Source organism: Phycisphaera sp. (assembly GCA_025916675.1).
In the GTDB taxonomy this organism is placed as follows: Bacteria; Planctomycetota; Phycisphaerae; order Phycisphaerales; family UBA1924; genus JAHCJI01.
In genome coordinates this window covers 1,445,157-1,459,541 of the sequence record CP098402.1, presented here as the reverse complement: position 1 = coordinate 1,459,541, position 14,385 = coordinate 1,445,157, and the positions used below count along the sequence as shown (strand labels likewise).

Sequence of the window (14,385 nt, the reverse complement as noted above, 5' to 3'; positions counted from 1 at the left end):
TGGAACAGGAGTATCTTGCCGCGTGTGTCTGACAGCACCATGAATCATGCGTAAAAACACGTTCATATCACGCGAGGCCGGGCTACTGCAGGATGACGGCGGCTTCGATGGCGTCCTCGAGTTCTTCGGTCAGGCCGGGGCCGGCTCCCACTTTTCGCTTGATGATCATGCCATTGGGATCGACGATGACCATCGTCGGGATGCTGCCAACTTGGTAGTCGGCGGCGACCTGGTCGCCGTTGAGCAGGAGGAGGTAATCCCAGCCACGGGCGTCCATGAGGGCCTTGGGATCGCCGTTCTCCCAGGCGTTGACGCCCATGACGACGACGCCCTTGTCCTTGTGCTTCTGGTGGATGGCCTGGAGCTCGGGCATGACCTGGAGGCACGGGCCGCACCAGGTCGCCCAGAAGTCGATGATCACGGTCTTGCCCTGGTAATCGCTGAGTGTGTGCTCGTTGCCCTCAGGGTCGAGCAGGGTGAAGTCGGGGGCGGGGATGTTCAGCGGGGGCTCGGCGGGGGCTCGGGCCTGGCGTTGGTCCACGGGCGGCTCGTAGGCGACGGCTTCGAAGCCCTCCGGCATGGGCAGCGTGAAGGGGTTGGCCAGATCGATGAGGTCAGAGAGCGGCGTCTCGTCGTTCTCGCGCCAGTTGGTCTCGTCGAGGATCTTGGCGGCGTGTTTCACGGCCGCCGCGATGTCGGTGGGGTTGTCCAACGCCTCGACGTTGGAGATGGTCAGGCGTGAGATGCCATCGCCCATGCTCTCGTTGTCGTCGCCGCGAACGTCGTAGTAAACCAGTTCGAAGCCGCGGGGCAGGTTATCTTCGACACCAAGGTACCACCAGGCACCGAAGGCGTGCGTGTTTGGGAACTCGGCGAGGTCGACGTAGATCGCGTTGGTTGGGTTTTCGCCCAAGAGGACGTTGCCGTCGAAGCGGGGATGCTCGCGTGGGGTGTCATCGATAATCGGCTTACCAACGAGCGTCTCCCACTCGCTGAGCCAGTGCATGGCCGTCCACGCGCCCGAGTCGTCGATGAGATTCTGGGCGTGCTCGGGCTCGCTATCGACCAGTGCACCCTGGAACGCGTCGAGGTACCGCGCGTGTTCCTGGTCCATCGAAAAAGCGAACGGGATGGGATCGTCCTTGCCGTCGGCGCTGCTGATGATTCCGAAGGTGGCGACCTGCCACTGCGGGGCCAAGTCGGCATCGAGCAAGCCGGCACGGGTGGCTTCATTGCGGCGGGAAATGACCACGCGGGCCTTGGTATAGGGCTCGCGCGTCGCTTGGGCACCCGAACCGTCGCGGCGGATGGTGAAGGCCAAGCCCTGGGTGTTGCGGAGTTGTTCGTCGGCGGCGCGGAGGAGGTCGAGGCCGCTGGGGAGCTCGTCTTCCCGGGCTCGTTGGAGGCCATCTTGTGCCCGGGCGACCTGGCAGACTCCCGCGACCAGGGGGCCGCCGATCATGATGACAAGCGAAATCGTGGTAGCTATCGAACCGTGCGCCGGCATGATGCGATCCTCCATGATGCCCAGTTGGAGGCTACCGGGCACCAGATTCTACGTTCGATGACTCTTGGGCGTTCGGCGCGGCGAGACGGCCGCTCAGGATTGAATCCCTGAACGGCCGCCTACTGGGGGGTTTGTTGTGTTGAGACGGTGTTCGGCGTGTCAGGCCCGGGCGTCTCGCATATCACGGATCGTGTCGTGCGTTTCCTTCACCGCGGCGTACTGGTCGGTCAGCATGGCGTTGAGCGGGCTGCCCGCGGTGCTCTTGAGCACTTCCTCGTACTTGCCCTTGATGGCGTCCTCGCCTCGCTCGGCCTCGGCGAGCACGGCATGTTCATCACCGTTCTGAACGGTGCCACGAATGTTCACCCACCAGCGGTGGATTGCCCCCTTGGCGGTGCCCGAATCGGGCGAATCGACACCGTTGACGTCGACCACTCGGCTCAGTTGGTCGGCAAACTGGGCACGGCGAGCCGAACACTGGCGGAAATAGCCTGCGATGTCGGAATTCTCGATGTTCTCGGCGGCCGTCTCAAACCCCTTGCTCGCGTCGATGTTGATCTCGATAATTGACTTAACGCCGCTGAGGGTATTCTTGTCAAGATTGGTGATGGACTCCATGGTATATCCTCCTCGGATAGAGGGTGCAGTGGTTCGTGATTCGGGCGTGCGGGCCTAAGCGATGCTCAGCCGCCCATGTCGTCGACGGCATCGTCGACCGCATCGCCAGCGTCGTCGACGGCGTCATCAACCGCATCGCCGGTTTCTTCGAGTGCGTCGCCCGTCTCGTCGGCGGCATCCTCGCAGCCGGTGAGCGAGGCGGTCAGGGCAAACAGGGTAATGGCGCTGGCGGTGGTAAGGCTCTTAGCGAGATTGCGAGCGTTCATTCGAGTGGTCATGTGGGGACTCCTTTTCGGGTGTTCGAGCAGAAATAGAACAACGAAGTGTAGTCTATCGGTTGGATGGCTCAGACGCTGACATTGGTCTTGCCACGACGGACCAGCCCGAAGATCAGCGAGAGCACGAACAGGATGAGGAAAATGACGAATAGAATCTTGGCGATCGAGGCGGCGCCGGCGGCGATGCCGCCGAATCCAAAAACGGCCGCGATGATGGCGATGATAAAGAATGCGATTGCCCAACCCAACATATCAAGTCTCCCATGCGTACCCGTACTCGAATCTCGGCCCCCCCTCCCGTTCGTACGCTCCGGGCAAATGGGCCATTACTTCTCACGTATGTACTGTTGCCCCCGCGCATGAAACCCCCCTTGGAAGGCGATGAATCGGGATTCATATTGCATCGACCGTGTTCGGTCGATGGGGCCATCCCAAAACAGACTGGCTGACGAGGAACGGCATCCGGCGCGGTGATCGACGGCTTGGAACGGCTCGGCCGGTTCACACACGCCGGACGCCGGTTGATGGCGTGGCAGAGTGTGGACATGCCAGTGATACCGCAAAACACCTCTTGCCCAGATGAAAGCTGGATGAAATCCGTGTCATATTGGGACTTGAGCGTCGCTTGACCGGCATTGGAGGCTTGCTATCCTCCAAACGACATGCATCAAGAGTCCCGGGATGCCTCACAAGGTTCCGGGCGGCAACCGAGCGGGTCATCCAGACCATGCCACGGTGCCGAGGCCAGCCCCGGCGTGGGGAGCGATGCGGTCGAGGTCGTCTAGAAGACGACACTCGGCAAACCGGTGGCGATGTTCGCCGCGTCCACGCCAGCACTGGAAGCTCTCGATGCTGTGAAGGAGTTCACAGCATGGGACACGTTGCCAATTTCGAGATCACGGACGCGTCCGCCTTTTGCCCGGGCATTGGCCGGGGTGGAGGCGATGGCGAGCCGCTGACGGCGTCGATCACCCAGAGCACCACGTTCCGGCGTGATGGCGTGGGGAGCAACCCAACCCACCAGTATTCACGCGTCAGCAACCCCACCGTAGCCGTGCTGGAAGACGCTCTCGGCCAGCTCGAGAACGCCCTGCCGGCAGCGTGTTTTGGCTCCGGGCTGGCCGCCGAGACGGCGTTGTTCCTGGCGGTGCTGCGGGCGGGGGATCACGTCGTGTGCGGCCGGTCGGTGTACGGCGGGACCGTGCGGTTGCTCCGAGAGGTGCTCCCCGGGCTGGGCATCGAGGCGACGTTTGTCGACACAACGGACGTGGCAGACGTGCGACGGGCGGTTCGCGAGAACACCAAGCTGGTCTTTGTAGAGACGCCCAGCAACCCGGTGCTTGAGGTTAGTGATATCCGGGCGATCGCCGTCGTGGCACGTCAGGCTGGGGCATTGCTCGCGGTCGACAACACGTTCCAGACGGCGGTGCTCCAGCGGCCGTTGGACCTTGGTGCGGACATCTCGGTGTACTCCACGACGAAGTTCATCGATGGGCACTCGCTGGCGCTCGGCGGCGCGCTCGTTTCGCGTGATGCGAAGCTGCTCGAACGCATCCGATTCATCCGAAAGTGTACCGGAGCGATCCAGAGCCCGTTCAACGCGTGGGCCACCATCAACGGACTCAAGACGCTGCCGCTGCGGCTGGCGCGGCAGAGCGAGACTGCACTCACCATCGCGAGGTGGCTGCACGACCACCACGCCGTGGACGTCGTGAATTATGCCGGCTTAGCGACGGGGGCGACCCGGGAACTGGCCGAGAGCCAGCACCTGCCGGCGCTCGGCGGACGCACGCCCTGCCACGGGGCGGTGCTGAGCTTCGAGGTTCGCGGGGGCGTCGAAGCGGCGCGGCTGGTGGCCGAGACCCTCCAGCTTTGCACCCTGGTGGAGCACGTGGGCTCGGTCGAGACCCTGGTCACCCATCCGGCCACGATGACCCACGCGGATGTGCCAGCCGGACACAGGCGTTCGTGCGGTATCGCAGACGGATTGCTACGGCTGAGCGTGGGGCTCGAGCCATCCGAGGCGATCATCGCCGATCTCGAGCGGGCGATCTCGATCGCGACCAACAAGGCGGGCAGCGCCCAGGGGGTGGCCGAATGTGCCCGGGTGTGATTGTTCTGAAGTTTGGCGGATCGGTGCTCACCGATGAGGATCGGCTGCGGATCGCCGTGCATGAGATCTACCGCTGGCGCCGTGAGGGCTGGCAGGTCGTTGCTGTCGTGTCGGCGTTTGCTGGGCGCACCGACGAGTTGCTCGCCTCGTGTCAATGTGGTGGTCTGGAAGCCACCGGACACGCGACGGCAACGGTTCTGGCGTGCGGTGAGCGTGAAAGTGCTGCAAAGCTGGTCGGGTGCCTCGATAGGGTTGGCGTAGCGGCGGCGTTGCTCGATCCGGCTGCCATCGGCTTGCGAGCCCACGGGCCGGCGCTCGATGCGCAGCCTATGGGCCTTGATGCAAATCGTGTGCGATCGTCTCTGGATACAACTGGCGTAGTCGTCGTGCCCGGGTTCCTGGCCATCGACGACCAGGGGCGCACGGTCACGCTAGGACGGGGCGGGTCCGATCTGACCGCTCTTGTACTGGCCGATGGGCTGAAAGCCAAGAAGTGCCGGTTGCTGAAGGACGTGGACGGCCTGTACGAGCGTGATCCGGCCAGCAGCGGGCCGCCACCCGAGCGGTTCGAGCGGGCATCGTTCGACGATGCCTTGCGGCTGGATGGATCCATCCTGCAGCACAAGGCCGTACGTTTCGCTCGGGAGCGGAATCTGGCATTCGAGGTTGGCCGGGTCAACGCGACACGGGCCACTAGGGTGGGAACTCACCCGTCTGTGCTCGCAGGGTGCAACAGAAGCCCTCTCCCGCTGCGCGTCGCGTTGCTTGGCGTTGGTGTTGTCGGCGGGGGTGTGCTGGAACTGCTCACCCAGATGCCCGAGCGGTTCGAGGTGGTTGGGGCGGCGGTGCGGGATGCCGAGAAGCATGGCGACCTGCTGAGTCGGCTGGCGGCAGGCACGGTCTCGACCAACCCGCTCGAAGTAGCCCGGTGCGGGGCCGACATGGTGGTCGAGGCGATAGGCGGTGTCGAGCCGGCGCGTGAGGCTATTGCAACGGCGTTGCGGTCGGGGTCCCACGTTGTGACGGCGAACAAGGCGGTGCTGGCTAAGCATGGGAGAACGTTGTTCGATCTGGCCGAGGCGTGCGATCGGCGGCTGCTGTCTTCGGCTTCGGTGGGTGGGGGGGCGCCGGTGCTCGAAGCGGCAACCCGGCTCGGGGCTACGCGAGTGCGGGGAGTGCTCAACGGCACGGCGAACTTCGTGCTATCCAGGCTTGCCGAAGGCGTGCTCGTGGAAGACGCGATCGCCGAAGCTCGGCGCCTGGGGCTTGCCGAGGCCGATCCGTCGCGGGACTTGGATGGCCGCGACAGCCTTGACAAGTTGCGGGTGCTCGCGATGTGCTGCGGCATCGATGCCCCGGGATCGATCGACTTGGGTTGCGCCAACGTGCGTCTGGCCCCACGCGGCTGGTGCCAGCGTCAGGTCGCGACGGTTGGCGTCGACGGCACGATGTCGGTCGCTGTCGAGGCCGTCGAGACGGGGGATCCGTTGTTCGAGCTTCCGGGTGAGTGTAACGCCGCAGAGATCACCGGAGCCGATGGCGAGGTCACGGTCGTTCGTGGGCGAGGGGCTGGGCGGTGGCCGACGGCGGAGGCGGTGGTGGCGGATGTGCTGGCCTTGGAGCGTGAAGCCTTGTTCACGCGAGTGGCGGCGGGCGTACTGGTTTAGCAGCGCAACTCGGCTTCGGTCCTACCCTTGCCAACACACCAAGGAGGCTCCATGCTTACCCGCAAGATCGGCAAACTCGTCCGAGGCAAGGTCACCCCCGTCCAGGTTGGCATGGCGTGCGTGCTGGGGGCCATGATCGGCTTCGTGCCCAGCGTCAGCACGTCTCCCGCGTTGTTGTTGGCACTGCTCATGCTGCTGATGGTGCTCAATGCCAACCTGTTCGTGGCGACCATCATGGCGGCGGGCAGCAAGCTGTTGAGCCTGCTCATCATGCCGGTGCAGTTCGGTGTCGGGCGGGCGGTGCTCGACGGGCCTCTCGGCGGGCCTATGGGTGCGCTCATCAACGCGCCCGTGCTGGCGTGGTTCGGGTTCGAGTACTACGCAACCACCGGCGGCATCGTTCTGGGCGTGGTCGTGGGAGCCGTAGCGACCGCGTTGCTGGTGATCGCCATCGGCAAGCTCCGTCGCAAGCTGGCCGGCATGGAGGAGGGCTCGGAACGGTACAAGAAGGCCACGAGCAAGAAGTGGGTGCGGTCGCTCCTATGGATCTTCTTCGGCGGGCACAAGAAGAGCTATGCCGAGCTCTCAGCCAAGCGGGTTGGGCTGCCAATCCGGCCCTTAGGCGCGGTCGTTGCTTTGCTGATGGTCGCCCTGGTGTGGGTGGGCACGATGTTCCTGACCGAGCCGGTCGTGACATACGCGATGAAGGCGGGCCTGGAGCGGGCCAACGGCGCGACGGTCGACGTGGGCAGCGCCGACATCGACCTCTCCAGCGGCCAACTCGTGGTCACGTCGTTGGCGATGGCGGACCCCGAGGACCTTGGCACCGACATTTTCCGGGCTGGGAAGCTCGAGGGCAATGTCAGCAACGCCGACCTCCTGCGCAAGCGGTTCGCGATCGATCGGCTGGTGGCCAGCGAGGCATCGACCGGCGAGGCACGAAAGGTGCCCGGCGTGCTGGTCGGCCCGCGTCGGAAGCCACCCGAGCCGACGGGCGAGGGCAAGACACTCGAAGACTATCTCAAGGAAGCCGAGAAGTGGAAGGGCCGCCTGAAGCAGGCCCGCGAGTGGCTCGAAAGAGTCAACAACAAGAAGCCGGGCGAGGAGGAGACCGGCCCCGGTGCGCCACCGGAGGGCAAGAAGGAGACCCTGCGCGAGCGGCTCGCGCGGGAGGTCGCCGAAAAGGGCTACGCGTTCGTGGCGGCCGACCACTTGGTCGACGATGCACCCAAGGTGCTGGTGCGCGAGGTGATCGTTGAGGGCATGACCGCGGCCAACGCGCCGGGTGAAGTGTTCGACGCGCGGGGTGAGAACTTGTCGACCCAGCCGTGGCTGGTCGAGGGCGCGCCAAAAGTGACCGTGAGCAGCCGGTCGGGCTTGTACCAGGCCGACGTGACGCTGGGCTCGCTTGCTGCGGGAGATGGCAACTCGACGCTGCTGCTGGCGCGTCGCGGCATCCCGGCCGACCGTGTGTCGAGCGCTCTCAGTGCTGGAGGAGATCAGCCGCTGCTGGCCGGCGGCACGGTCGATGCCGTGATCGAGGGGGTGTTCCGGGCAGAGTGGATCGACCTGCCGCTGAACGTGCTGGTGAGGGACTCGACCGTCACACTGCCGGGCGCGGGGTCGGCCAAAGTGAGCGAACTACGGCTGCCCATCGGTGTGAAGGGGCCGATCGACGCGCCCGGGCTGAATATCGACGCCGAGGCTTGGGGGCAGGCGTTCGCGCAGGCCGGAGCAACGCAATTGGCCAATGAGTTGCGTGGCGAGGTGCATGAGGAGATCGATCGGGCCCGGGACAAGGTTCTCGATAAGATCGACGACGAGGTCGGCGACAAAGTACGCGAGGGACTCGGCGGGCTGCTGCCCGGCCGCAAGCCCAAGGAAGATGGTGGGGGCTGATGGCCGAAGAGTGTACGAGCCCGCTGGCCGGCGCGACGATCGCGGTCGTTGGCGCGTACGGCCTGGTCGGGCGTGAGGCTTTGTCGATCTTGGCCGATCGCGGCGTGCCGATTGAACGCGTGCGTGTATTCGGCTCGGCGCGATCGGCGGGGACAGTTGTCCCGTATCGTGGCGGCGAACTCACGATCACTGAGCTTCGAGACGACTCGTTGCCCGGCTGCGACGTGGCGCTCTTCTGTACCGATGCCGACACAGCCAAGGCGTACATCCCCCCGGCCAATGACGTGGGCGTGCGGGTGGTGGACAACTCATCGGCGTATCGGCTCGACCCAGAGACGCCCCTTGTCGTGCCGGAGGTCAACGGGGAGTTGCTCGACGACGGGCCGATGCTGGTGGCCAACCCCAACTGCTCGACAATCCTGCTGCTCCTTGCGATCGAGCCCGTCCGTCGAGCCTTTGGCGTGCGGTCGGTGATCGCCTCGACGTACCAGGCCATCTCCGGCGCGGGGCGGGCGGCGCTCGAAGAGTTGTTTACACAGACCCGCGACGTGCTCGACGGCAAGGCCGCCGAACCCTCGGTGTTCCCGGTGCCGTGCGCGCTCAACGTGTTCCCGCATGAGTCTGCGGTCGATGCAGAGACCGGGATGAACGCCGAAGAAGCCAAGATCGTCGCCGAGAGCAGGAAGATCCTGGCCGTTCCCGACCTGGACATATCTCCCACGTGCGTGCGGGTGCCGGTGGAGCGCTGCCACAGCCAGTCGTTGACGATCGAGTTCGAGCGCACGGCGACGCTGGGGGCGGTGGCCGGGGTGTTTGGTGCGTTCCCGGGCGTGGCATTCAATGCCGACCCGGAGGCGCTGATCACTCCGAGGGACATCTCGGGAAGTGACTTGATCTCGGTCTCGCGTCCCCGGCTATCGCGCAACGGCCAGCGTCTCTCGCTGTGGACGTGCGGCGATCAGCTCCGCAAGGGTGCCGCGCTCAACGCGGTGCAGATCGCCGAGCGGCTGGCCGCCGTCGCGGCCGGCTGAGGGTGAATGAAAAGCCCGACCTGATGGGCCGGGCTTGGTGATCCTGGGATTGCTGGAGCGAGCGCTAGTAGGGCTTGGGCTCACGGGTCAGGCGGCTGGGGCGGTCGACGTACCAGACGCGGCGCCAGTCGCCCCGCAGCATGCGAGTGTTCTCGGAGTTCATGATGGCATACTCGTTGTCGGTGTCGACCCAGCGCTGGTCAAGCGTCTCGAGCTCTGGGGCCACGTTCCAGCGGAGGTAGGTGTGGCGGCCCGCGCTGCCGCAGCCGGTCAGCATGGCACCGGTCATCGTCAGCAGGAGGGCCGGGACAAGGACGCGGCGGGTGGTCTGGCTGCGGGTCATGGTGGCCTTCCTTTGCGGTCTCGGGCGGTCTGTCATGGCGGCCAAACGGGCCGCTTGGAATTCTCAGACGATTCTATCGGCTCGCCAGCCCTGGGTTGCTCCCGGGGCGCGGGTTTCTGGCCGCTGTTGTACGGCTTTGGGACAGCCCGGTCAAGCGCGACGGGCAACGGTTCGCGGACCGGGGCCCGCCGGTTCTGGTGCCCCAAGGGCGATTTTCTTGATACGATGCCCGAATCGTTCGGAATATGATTGGATGGTTGGTGATATCGCTTCAGGTCGGGCCCGCAATGGCCGATGGAGGGAGCATGACGAGCCCAAGCCTGAGCAACGTGAACGTGGCCAACTCCGTGAGCATCGCGGTGGCCAGCAAGCAACTGGACCAGGCCCGGGCCGAGGGGCGGGCGATCAACAGCCTGATCGAGAACGCCGCCGACGTGGCCCAGTCGAGCCGCGGAGCCGTCTCGGCGAGCCCGGGAGCCGGCGAAGTCGGCGGTCGGGTTGACCTGAGCGGCTAAACCACGGCCCGTACACTGCGCCCGTGGAGGGTGCCCCCGAAAGTCAAAAGATGGTCGAGGCCTTCGTCCGGGGTCGGGACGTCGCGTGCCCTACGTGCAAGTACAACCTGCGTGATCTGACTTCTGGTGTGTGCCCCGAGTGCGGGGAGACTCCAGTGCTGAGGCTGCAAGCCGAGAAGCCGCAGGTCGGGTTGCTTGTGCTGGGGCTGCTTCCGCTGGCGATGGGGCTGGGGTTCTTTGGCATCGCCGGTGTGGTCTTTATCCTGCTCTCATTGTACTTTGGGGACTGGGCACCGGGGTTCTATTGGATCGCTCCACTCATTATCGCAAGCGTGTGCGGGCTGGGCACCCGGCTGTGGGTTGCCAGGTGGACTCGGGTAAGGCGGTGGGGCACCGGGAAGCGTGTGGCGTTGCTGGTGCCGCTTTGGCTCGGCTTGTTCGCGATGGTGGCCGCGTACTTGTACTTTGCGATCGCGATCAACTGGTAGCGACTGCCAGAGAGGCAGTGCGATCCGCTCTGGTGTCGTACTCGACGCCACCAACCCGGCTTCCAGACCCTCCCAGCCCGATTTCGAGCCCCGGCGCGCCCTTTGTAACTGGTTCTGCCGGATCACTCGGAGGACAAGACCATGACACCCGACAAACTCACCACCGCCGCCCAGCAGGTGCTCGCCGCCGCCCAGGCCTCGGCCATGGGGGCGGGGCACGCCGAGGTTGGCTCTTTGCACGTGCTCGCCGCCATGCTGGACGACCCCAGCGGGCCGGCCGGTTCGATTCTGGCCAAGGCCGGGGCGCGGGCCGATCGCGTGCTGCAGGTTGCTCAGGCCGAGATGAAGAGCCTGCCGACCACGTCGTCGGCCGTGGGGCAGACCGGCCGCGAGGTGATGGCCGTGCTGCAGAAGGCCGACGCGAAGGCCAAGGCGATGGGGGATTCGTACATCGCCACCGAGCACCTGCTGCTGGCGTGCGCCCAGGAGGGCGGGGCCAAGCGCGTGCTCGAGACGGTGGGCGCGAAGCCCAAGGACATCGAGGAAGCGGTCAAGCAGATCCGCGCGTCCAGCGGCGTGCAGAACGTGACCGATCAGAACGCCGAGACGACCTACGAGGCCCTCAAGAAGTACGCCGTCGACCTGACTGAGAAGGCCCAGCAGGGCAAGCTCGACCCGGTGATCGGCCGCGACGAGGAAATCCGCCGCACCATGCAGGTGCTCAGCCGGCGGACCAAGAACAACCCCGTGCTCATCGGCGAGCCGGGCGTGGGCAAGACCGCCATCGCCGAGGGGCTGGCGCTGCGGATCGTGAACGGCGACTGCCCCGAGGGCATGCGCGACAAGCGGATCATGGCGCTCGACGTCGGCCAGTTGCTGGCGGGCGCGAAGTACCGCGGCGAGTTCGAGGAGCGCCTGAAGGCCGTTCTGCGAGAAGTCACCGCGAGCGACGGCGAGGTGATCCTGTTCATCGACGAGCTGCACACCATCATCGGGGCCGGCGCGGCCGAAGGCGCGGTCAGCGCGGGCAACCTGCTCAAGCCCGCCCTGGCGCGCGGGGAGCTTCGGTGCATCGGCGCGACCACGCTGGACGAGTACCGCAAGCACATCGAGAAGGACGCGGCCTTTGAGCGTCGCTTCCAGCCCATACTCGTCGGCGAGCCGAGCGTGGAAGAGACCGTCGCCATCCTGCGCGGGCTCAAGGAACGCTACGAGGCGCACCACGGCGTACGCATCCAGGACGGCGCGATCCTGGCGGCGGCGCAGCTCAGCCAGCGGTATATCGCCGATCGCTTCCTGCCCGACAAGGCCATCGATCTGATCGACGAGGCCGCCAGCAGGCTGCGCATCGAGAACGATTCGATGCCCACCGAACTCGACGAGCTTCGGCGGCGGATCATGCAGTTGGAGATCGAGCGTGAAGCGTTGAAGCTGGAAGAGAAGAGCGATGGCAGTGCGAAGGAACTGGGTCGCATCGAGAAGGAACTGGCCGAGCTCCAGGAAAAGAACCGCGCACTAACAAGCGAGTGGGAGGCCGAGAAAGCCGAGCTCGACCAGGTGAAGTCGATCAAGGAGCAGATCGATGCGAAGCGGGTTGAGCAGGAGCAGGCCCAGCGGCGGGGCGAACTCGAGACCGTCGCACGCATCCAGTACGGCGAGATCCGCGAGCTTGAGAGCGAGCTTGCCCAGGCCGACGCGGCCCTGCGAGAGAAGGCCAAGCAGGGCGATCTGCTTGTGAAGGAAGAGGTCGACGCCGAGCAGGTGGCCGAGATCGTGGGCCGGTGGACGGGCATCCCTGTGTCGCGCCTCATCGAGAGCGAGCGAGACAAGCTGACGCGGATGGAAGACCACCTCCGCGAGCGCGTCATTGGCCAAGACGACTCGTTGCGGCTCGTGGCCGACGCCGTGCGGCGTAGCCGGGCTGGCCTCGGAGATCCCGATCGCCCCATCGGTAGCTTCCTGTTCCTTGGGCCCACCGGCGTGGGCAAGACCGAGACGTGCAAGGCGCTGGCACGGTTCTTGTTCGATACCGAGGACGCGCTCGTGCGCATCGACATGAGCGAGTACATGGAGAAGCACTCGGTGAGCCGGCTCATCGGCGCGCCCCCGGGCTACGTCGGTTACGACGAGGGCGGGGCGTTGACTGAGGCCGTACGGCGGCGGCCGTACTGCGTGATCCTGCTCGACGAGGTCGAGAAAGCGCACCCGGACGTGTTCAACGTTCTCTTGCAATTGCTCGATGATGGGCGGCTGACCGACGGCCAGGGGCGGACGGTCGACTTCCGCAACACGATCGTGGTGATGACCAGCAATCTGGGTAGCCAGAAGATCCAGCAGATGACCGAACAAGGCGCGGAAGACTGGGAGGTCGAGGCCGCCGTGCGCGATCTGATTCGTCATGGACCCGGCGTGGACGTCGCGGGCAAGGGTCTGAACCCCGACATGGAGAGCGGGGAGATGAACGCGCGCCTCAACGTCGACATGCGCGGCACGTTCTTCAAACCAGAGCTTCTCAACCGCATCGACGAGATCGCCGTGTTCCACCAGCTCAAGAAGGACCAGCTCGGCGCGATCGCCGAGATCCAGCTCGAGCGTCTGCACCAGCGGCTGGCCAATCGCGACATGAAGCTGAAGCTGACCGACGCGGCCAAGGCCCAGCTTGCGAGCGAGGGCTGGGATCCGGCGTACGGCGCCAGGCCCCTCAAGCGAGCGATCCAGCAACGGATCGAGAACCCCCTGGCGAGCCGGATCCTGGCGGGCGAGTTTGGGGCGGGTGACACCGTGCACGTGGATGTTCAGGGCACGACGTTCACCTTCACGAAGGCGGCTGCTGCGGTCTCCGCGGCTGAGCGTTGATCGCACGCACGACGGCGTCTCGCACAACGTCGGGACGCTGCCACGGGATGAAGTGGTTGCCATCCTCGATCGTGATCACTTCGATGCTGGCCGCGTTCGTGAAGGCGTGTCGCATGTATTCCACGTTGGCGTATGGCACGAGCCGGTCCCTGGTCCCGTGCACGATGACGACCGGGCAGCGGATGTGTTCGAGCACATCGGCGAGCAGCTCGGTCTGCTCACGAGCAGCGAAGATCTCCTTGTTACTCACACGCAGCGGCCGGGGCAATGCGGGGCTGAGCAAAACACCCGCGTAATTGAACCAGCGCGGGCCTTCCAGTTCTGGGTCGAGCGAGCCCGCGATGATCACGATGGCGGCGACACGATCGGGGTAGTCGGCAGCCGCTCTTGCAACGATCGGCCCGCCGAGCGAGTGTCCGACCAAGACGGGCCATCGTCCATCGCGTTCGACGAGCAGGGGCTCGAACGCCGCTGCTTGGGCCTCGAACGAGCGGACGATATCGCCGCCGGTCTGGCCGAAGCCTGGTCGATCAATACTGATGGATCCAACACCCTTGAGGCCGTCACGAACGTACATGGCGAACGCGCCAGCATCGCCAGGTGTGCCGTGGACGTAGATGACCCGGGTGGAAGTGTGATCTCCGCTGTGGACGTAAGACACGGCGTTGCCGCCTACGGGTTGCGTCAGGGCGCGGTCGAGATCGGCCGTCGACATGTTGGCATCACCGAACGGTGAGCAGGCAGCCAGGAACGGGAACAGGGCGAGCCATAGCAGCAGACGACTTAGGTCCAAAACACCAGAATTGGAACAGGGGCGAGTTGATTTATGTCGGTCGAGCATCATGGTGAGGCCAAGAATAGGGCCGAACCCGTTCCACCACACGTCGTACGCCATGAATGCCGACGACGCGAGATGCCTCGGAAACACGGTCTGACTCTAAGCTTCACCATAGCTGGCTAGGCGCAGGGCGGGCAGTGGCGACGGTATTGTGGGCGGCGGCGATCATCGTCCCAGTATCGTTGCTGGCAGCGCGAGTCGTGGAGTGGGTGGGGTCGGAGTCGTTGGCCTT

The 14,385-nt window shown here is 65.3% G+C and carries 13 protein-coding genes; 7 read left to right on the top strand and 6 right to left on the bottom strand.

Annotated elements, in window-relative coordinates; genetic code table 11:
• Positions 1 to 82: 82 nt before the first annotated feature.
• The 4 genes from NCW75_06340 to NCW75_06325 form a co-directional block, all read right to left on the bottom strand.
• On the bottom strand, positions 83 to 1,549 hold the full coding sequence (locus NCW75_06340; GenBank protein UYV13903.1) for a TlpA family protein disulfide reductase: 1,467 nt from the start codon (positions 1,547 to 1,549) through the stop codon (positions 83 to 85).
• Positions 1,550 to 1,666: 117 nt separating this feature from the next.
• Entirely contained in the window at positions 1,667 to 2,125 is a 459-nt protein-coding gene (locus NCW75_06335) for a PA2169 family four-helix-bundle protein (GenBank protein UYV13902.1), read from the bottom strand.
• Between the two features lie 65 nt (positions 2,126 to 2,190).
• Entirely contained in the window at positions 2,191 to 2,403 is a 213-nt protein-coding gene (locus NCW75_06330) for a hypothetical protein (GenBank protein ID UYV13901.1), read from the bottom strand.
• Positions 2,404 to 2,471: 68 nt separating this feature from the next.
• Entirely contained in the window at positions 2,472 to 2,654 is a 183-nt protein-coding gene (locus NCW75_06325; GenBank protein ID UYV13900.1) for a DUF1328 domain-containing protein, read from the bottom strand.
• Positions 2,655 to 3,274: 620 nt separating this feature from the next.
• Between NCW75_06325 and NCW75_06320 the strand changes: the two genes are divergently transcribed.
• From NCW75_06320 to NCW75_06305, 4 genes are read left to right on the top strand one after another with little or no spacing between them, the layout of a single operon-like run.
• Positions 3,275 to 4,516, top strand: a complete 1,242-nt coding sequence (locus NCW75_06320) for an aminotransferase class I/II-fold pyridoxal phosphate-dependent enzyme (GenBank protein UYV13899.1) — start codon at positions 3,275 to 3,277, stop codon at positions 4,514 to 4,516.
• Positions 4,513 to 6,183 carry a hypothetical protein gene (locus tag NCW75_06315; protein ID UYV13898.1) on the top strand — a complete coding sequence of 557 codons (1,671 nt, stop codon included), beginning with the start codon at positions 4,513 to 4,515 and terminating at the stop codon, positions 6,181 to 6,183. Before NCW75_06320 ends, NCW75_06315 begins: the two co-directional genes overlap by 4 nt.
• 51 nt (positions 6,184 to 6,234) lie before the next feature.
• Positions 6,235 to 8,082 carry a hypothetical protein gene (locus tag NCW75_06310; GenBank protein ID UYV13897.1) on the top strand — a complete coding sequence of 616 codons (1,848 nt, stop codon included), beginning with the start codon at positions 6,235 to 6,237 and terminating at the stop codon, positions 8,080 to 8,082.
• A complete protein-coding gene (locus NCW75_06305; GenBank protein ID UYV13896.1) occupies positions 8,082 to 9,113 on the top strand; it encodes an aspartate-semialdehyde dehydrogenase in 1,032 nt (343 codons plus the stop codon). The genes NCW75_06310 and NCW75_06305 overlap by 1 nt, the downstream gene beginning before the upstream one ends.
• 64 nt (positions 9,114 to 9,177) lie before the next feature.
• Here NCW75_06305 and NCW75_06300 read toward each other — a convergent pair whose 3' ends face one another.
• Positions 9,178 to 9,456, bottom strand: a complete 279-nt coding sequence (locus tag NCW75_06300) for a hypothetical protein (GenBank protein ID UYV13895.1) — start codon at positions 9,454 to 9,456, stop codon at positions 9,178 to 9,180.
• A gap of 305 nt (positions 9,457 to 9,761) precedes the next feature.
• Between NCW75_06300 and NCW75_06295 the strand changes: the two genes are divergently transcribed.
• The 3 genes from NCW75_06295 to NCW75_06285 all read left to right on the top strand — a co-directional run bounded on the left by NCW75_06295 (position 9,762) and on the right by NCW75_06285 (position 13,315).
• On the top strand, positions 9,762 to 9,971 hold the full coding sequence (locus NCW75_06295) for a hypothetical protein (GenBank protein ID UYV13894.1): 210 nt from the start codon (positions 9,762 to 9,764) through the stop codon (positions 9,969 to 9,971).
• A 23-nt stretch (positions 9,972 to 9,994) separates the two neighbouring features.
• A complete protein-coding gene (locus NCW75_06290; GenBank protein ID UYV13893.1) occupies positions 9,995 to 10,459 on the top strand; it encodes a hypothetical protein in 465 nt (154 codons plus the stop codon).
• Positions 10,460 to 10,663: 204 nt separating this feature from the next.
• Positions 10,664 to 13,315, top strand: coding sequence for an AAA family ATPase (locus tag NCW75_06285; protein ID UYV14228.1), 2,652 nt, complete (start codon positions 10,664 to 10,666; stop codon positions 13,313 to 13,315).
• On the opposite strand, the gene NCW75_06280 is transcribed toward NCW75_06285, so the two are convergent.
• Complete coding sequence (locus NCW75_06280; GenBank protein UYV13892.1) at positions 13,275 to 14,108, bottom strand: alpha/beta hydrolase; 834 nt, start codon at positions 14,106 to 14,108, stop codon at positions 13,275 to 13,277. The genes NCW75_06285 and NCW75_06280 overlap by 41 nt on opposite strands.
• Positions 14,109 to 14,385: the final 277 nt, after the last annotated feature.

Excerpts from the sequence above, each read along its gene's own strand:
- NCW75_06310 (UYV13897.1), top strand. The coding sequence starts at position 6,235 with ATGCTTACCCGCAAGATCGGCAAACTCGTCCGAGGCAAGGTCACCCCC.
- NCW75_06300 (UYV13895.1), bottom strand. The coding sequence starts at position 9,456 with ATGACCCGCAGCCAGACCACCCGCCGCGTCCTTGTCCCGGCCCTCCTG.
- NCW75_06325 (UYV13900.1), bottom strand. The coding sequence starts at position 2,654 with ATGTTGGGTTGGGCAATCGCATTCTTTATCATCGCCATCATCGCGGCC.
- NCW75_06320 (UYV13899.1), top strand. The coding sequence starts at position 3,275 with ATGGGACACGTTGCCAATTTCGAGATCACGGACGCGTCCGCCTTTTGC.
- NCW75_06305 (UYV13896.1), top strand. The coding sequence starts at position 8,082 with ATGGCCGAAGAGTGTACGAGCCCGCTGGCCGGCGCGACGATCGCGGTC.
- NCW75_06335 (UYV13902.1), bottom strand. The coding sequence starts at position 2,125 with ATGGAGTCCATCACCAATCTTGACAAGAATACCCTCAGCGGCGTTAAG.
- NCW75_06330 (UYV13901.1), bottom strand. The coding sequence starts at position 2,403 with ATGACCACTCGAATGAACGCTCGCAATCTCGCTAAGAGCCTTACCACC.
- NCW75_06295 (UYV13894.1), top strand. The coding sequence starts at position 9,762 with ATGACGAGCCCAAGCCTGAGCAACGTGAACGTGGCCAACTCCGTGAGC.
- NCW75_06285 (UYV14228.1), top strand. The coding sequence starts at position 10,664 with ATGGGGGCGGGGCACGCCGAGGTTGGCTCTTTGCACGTGCTCGCCGCC.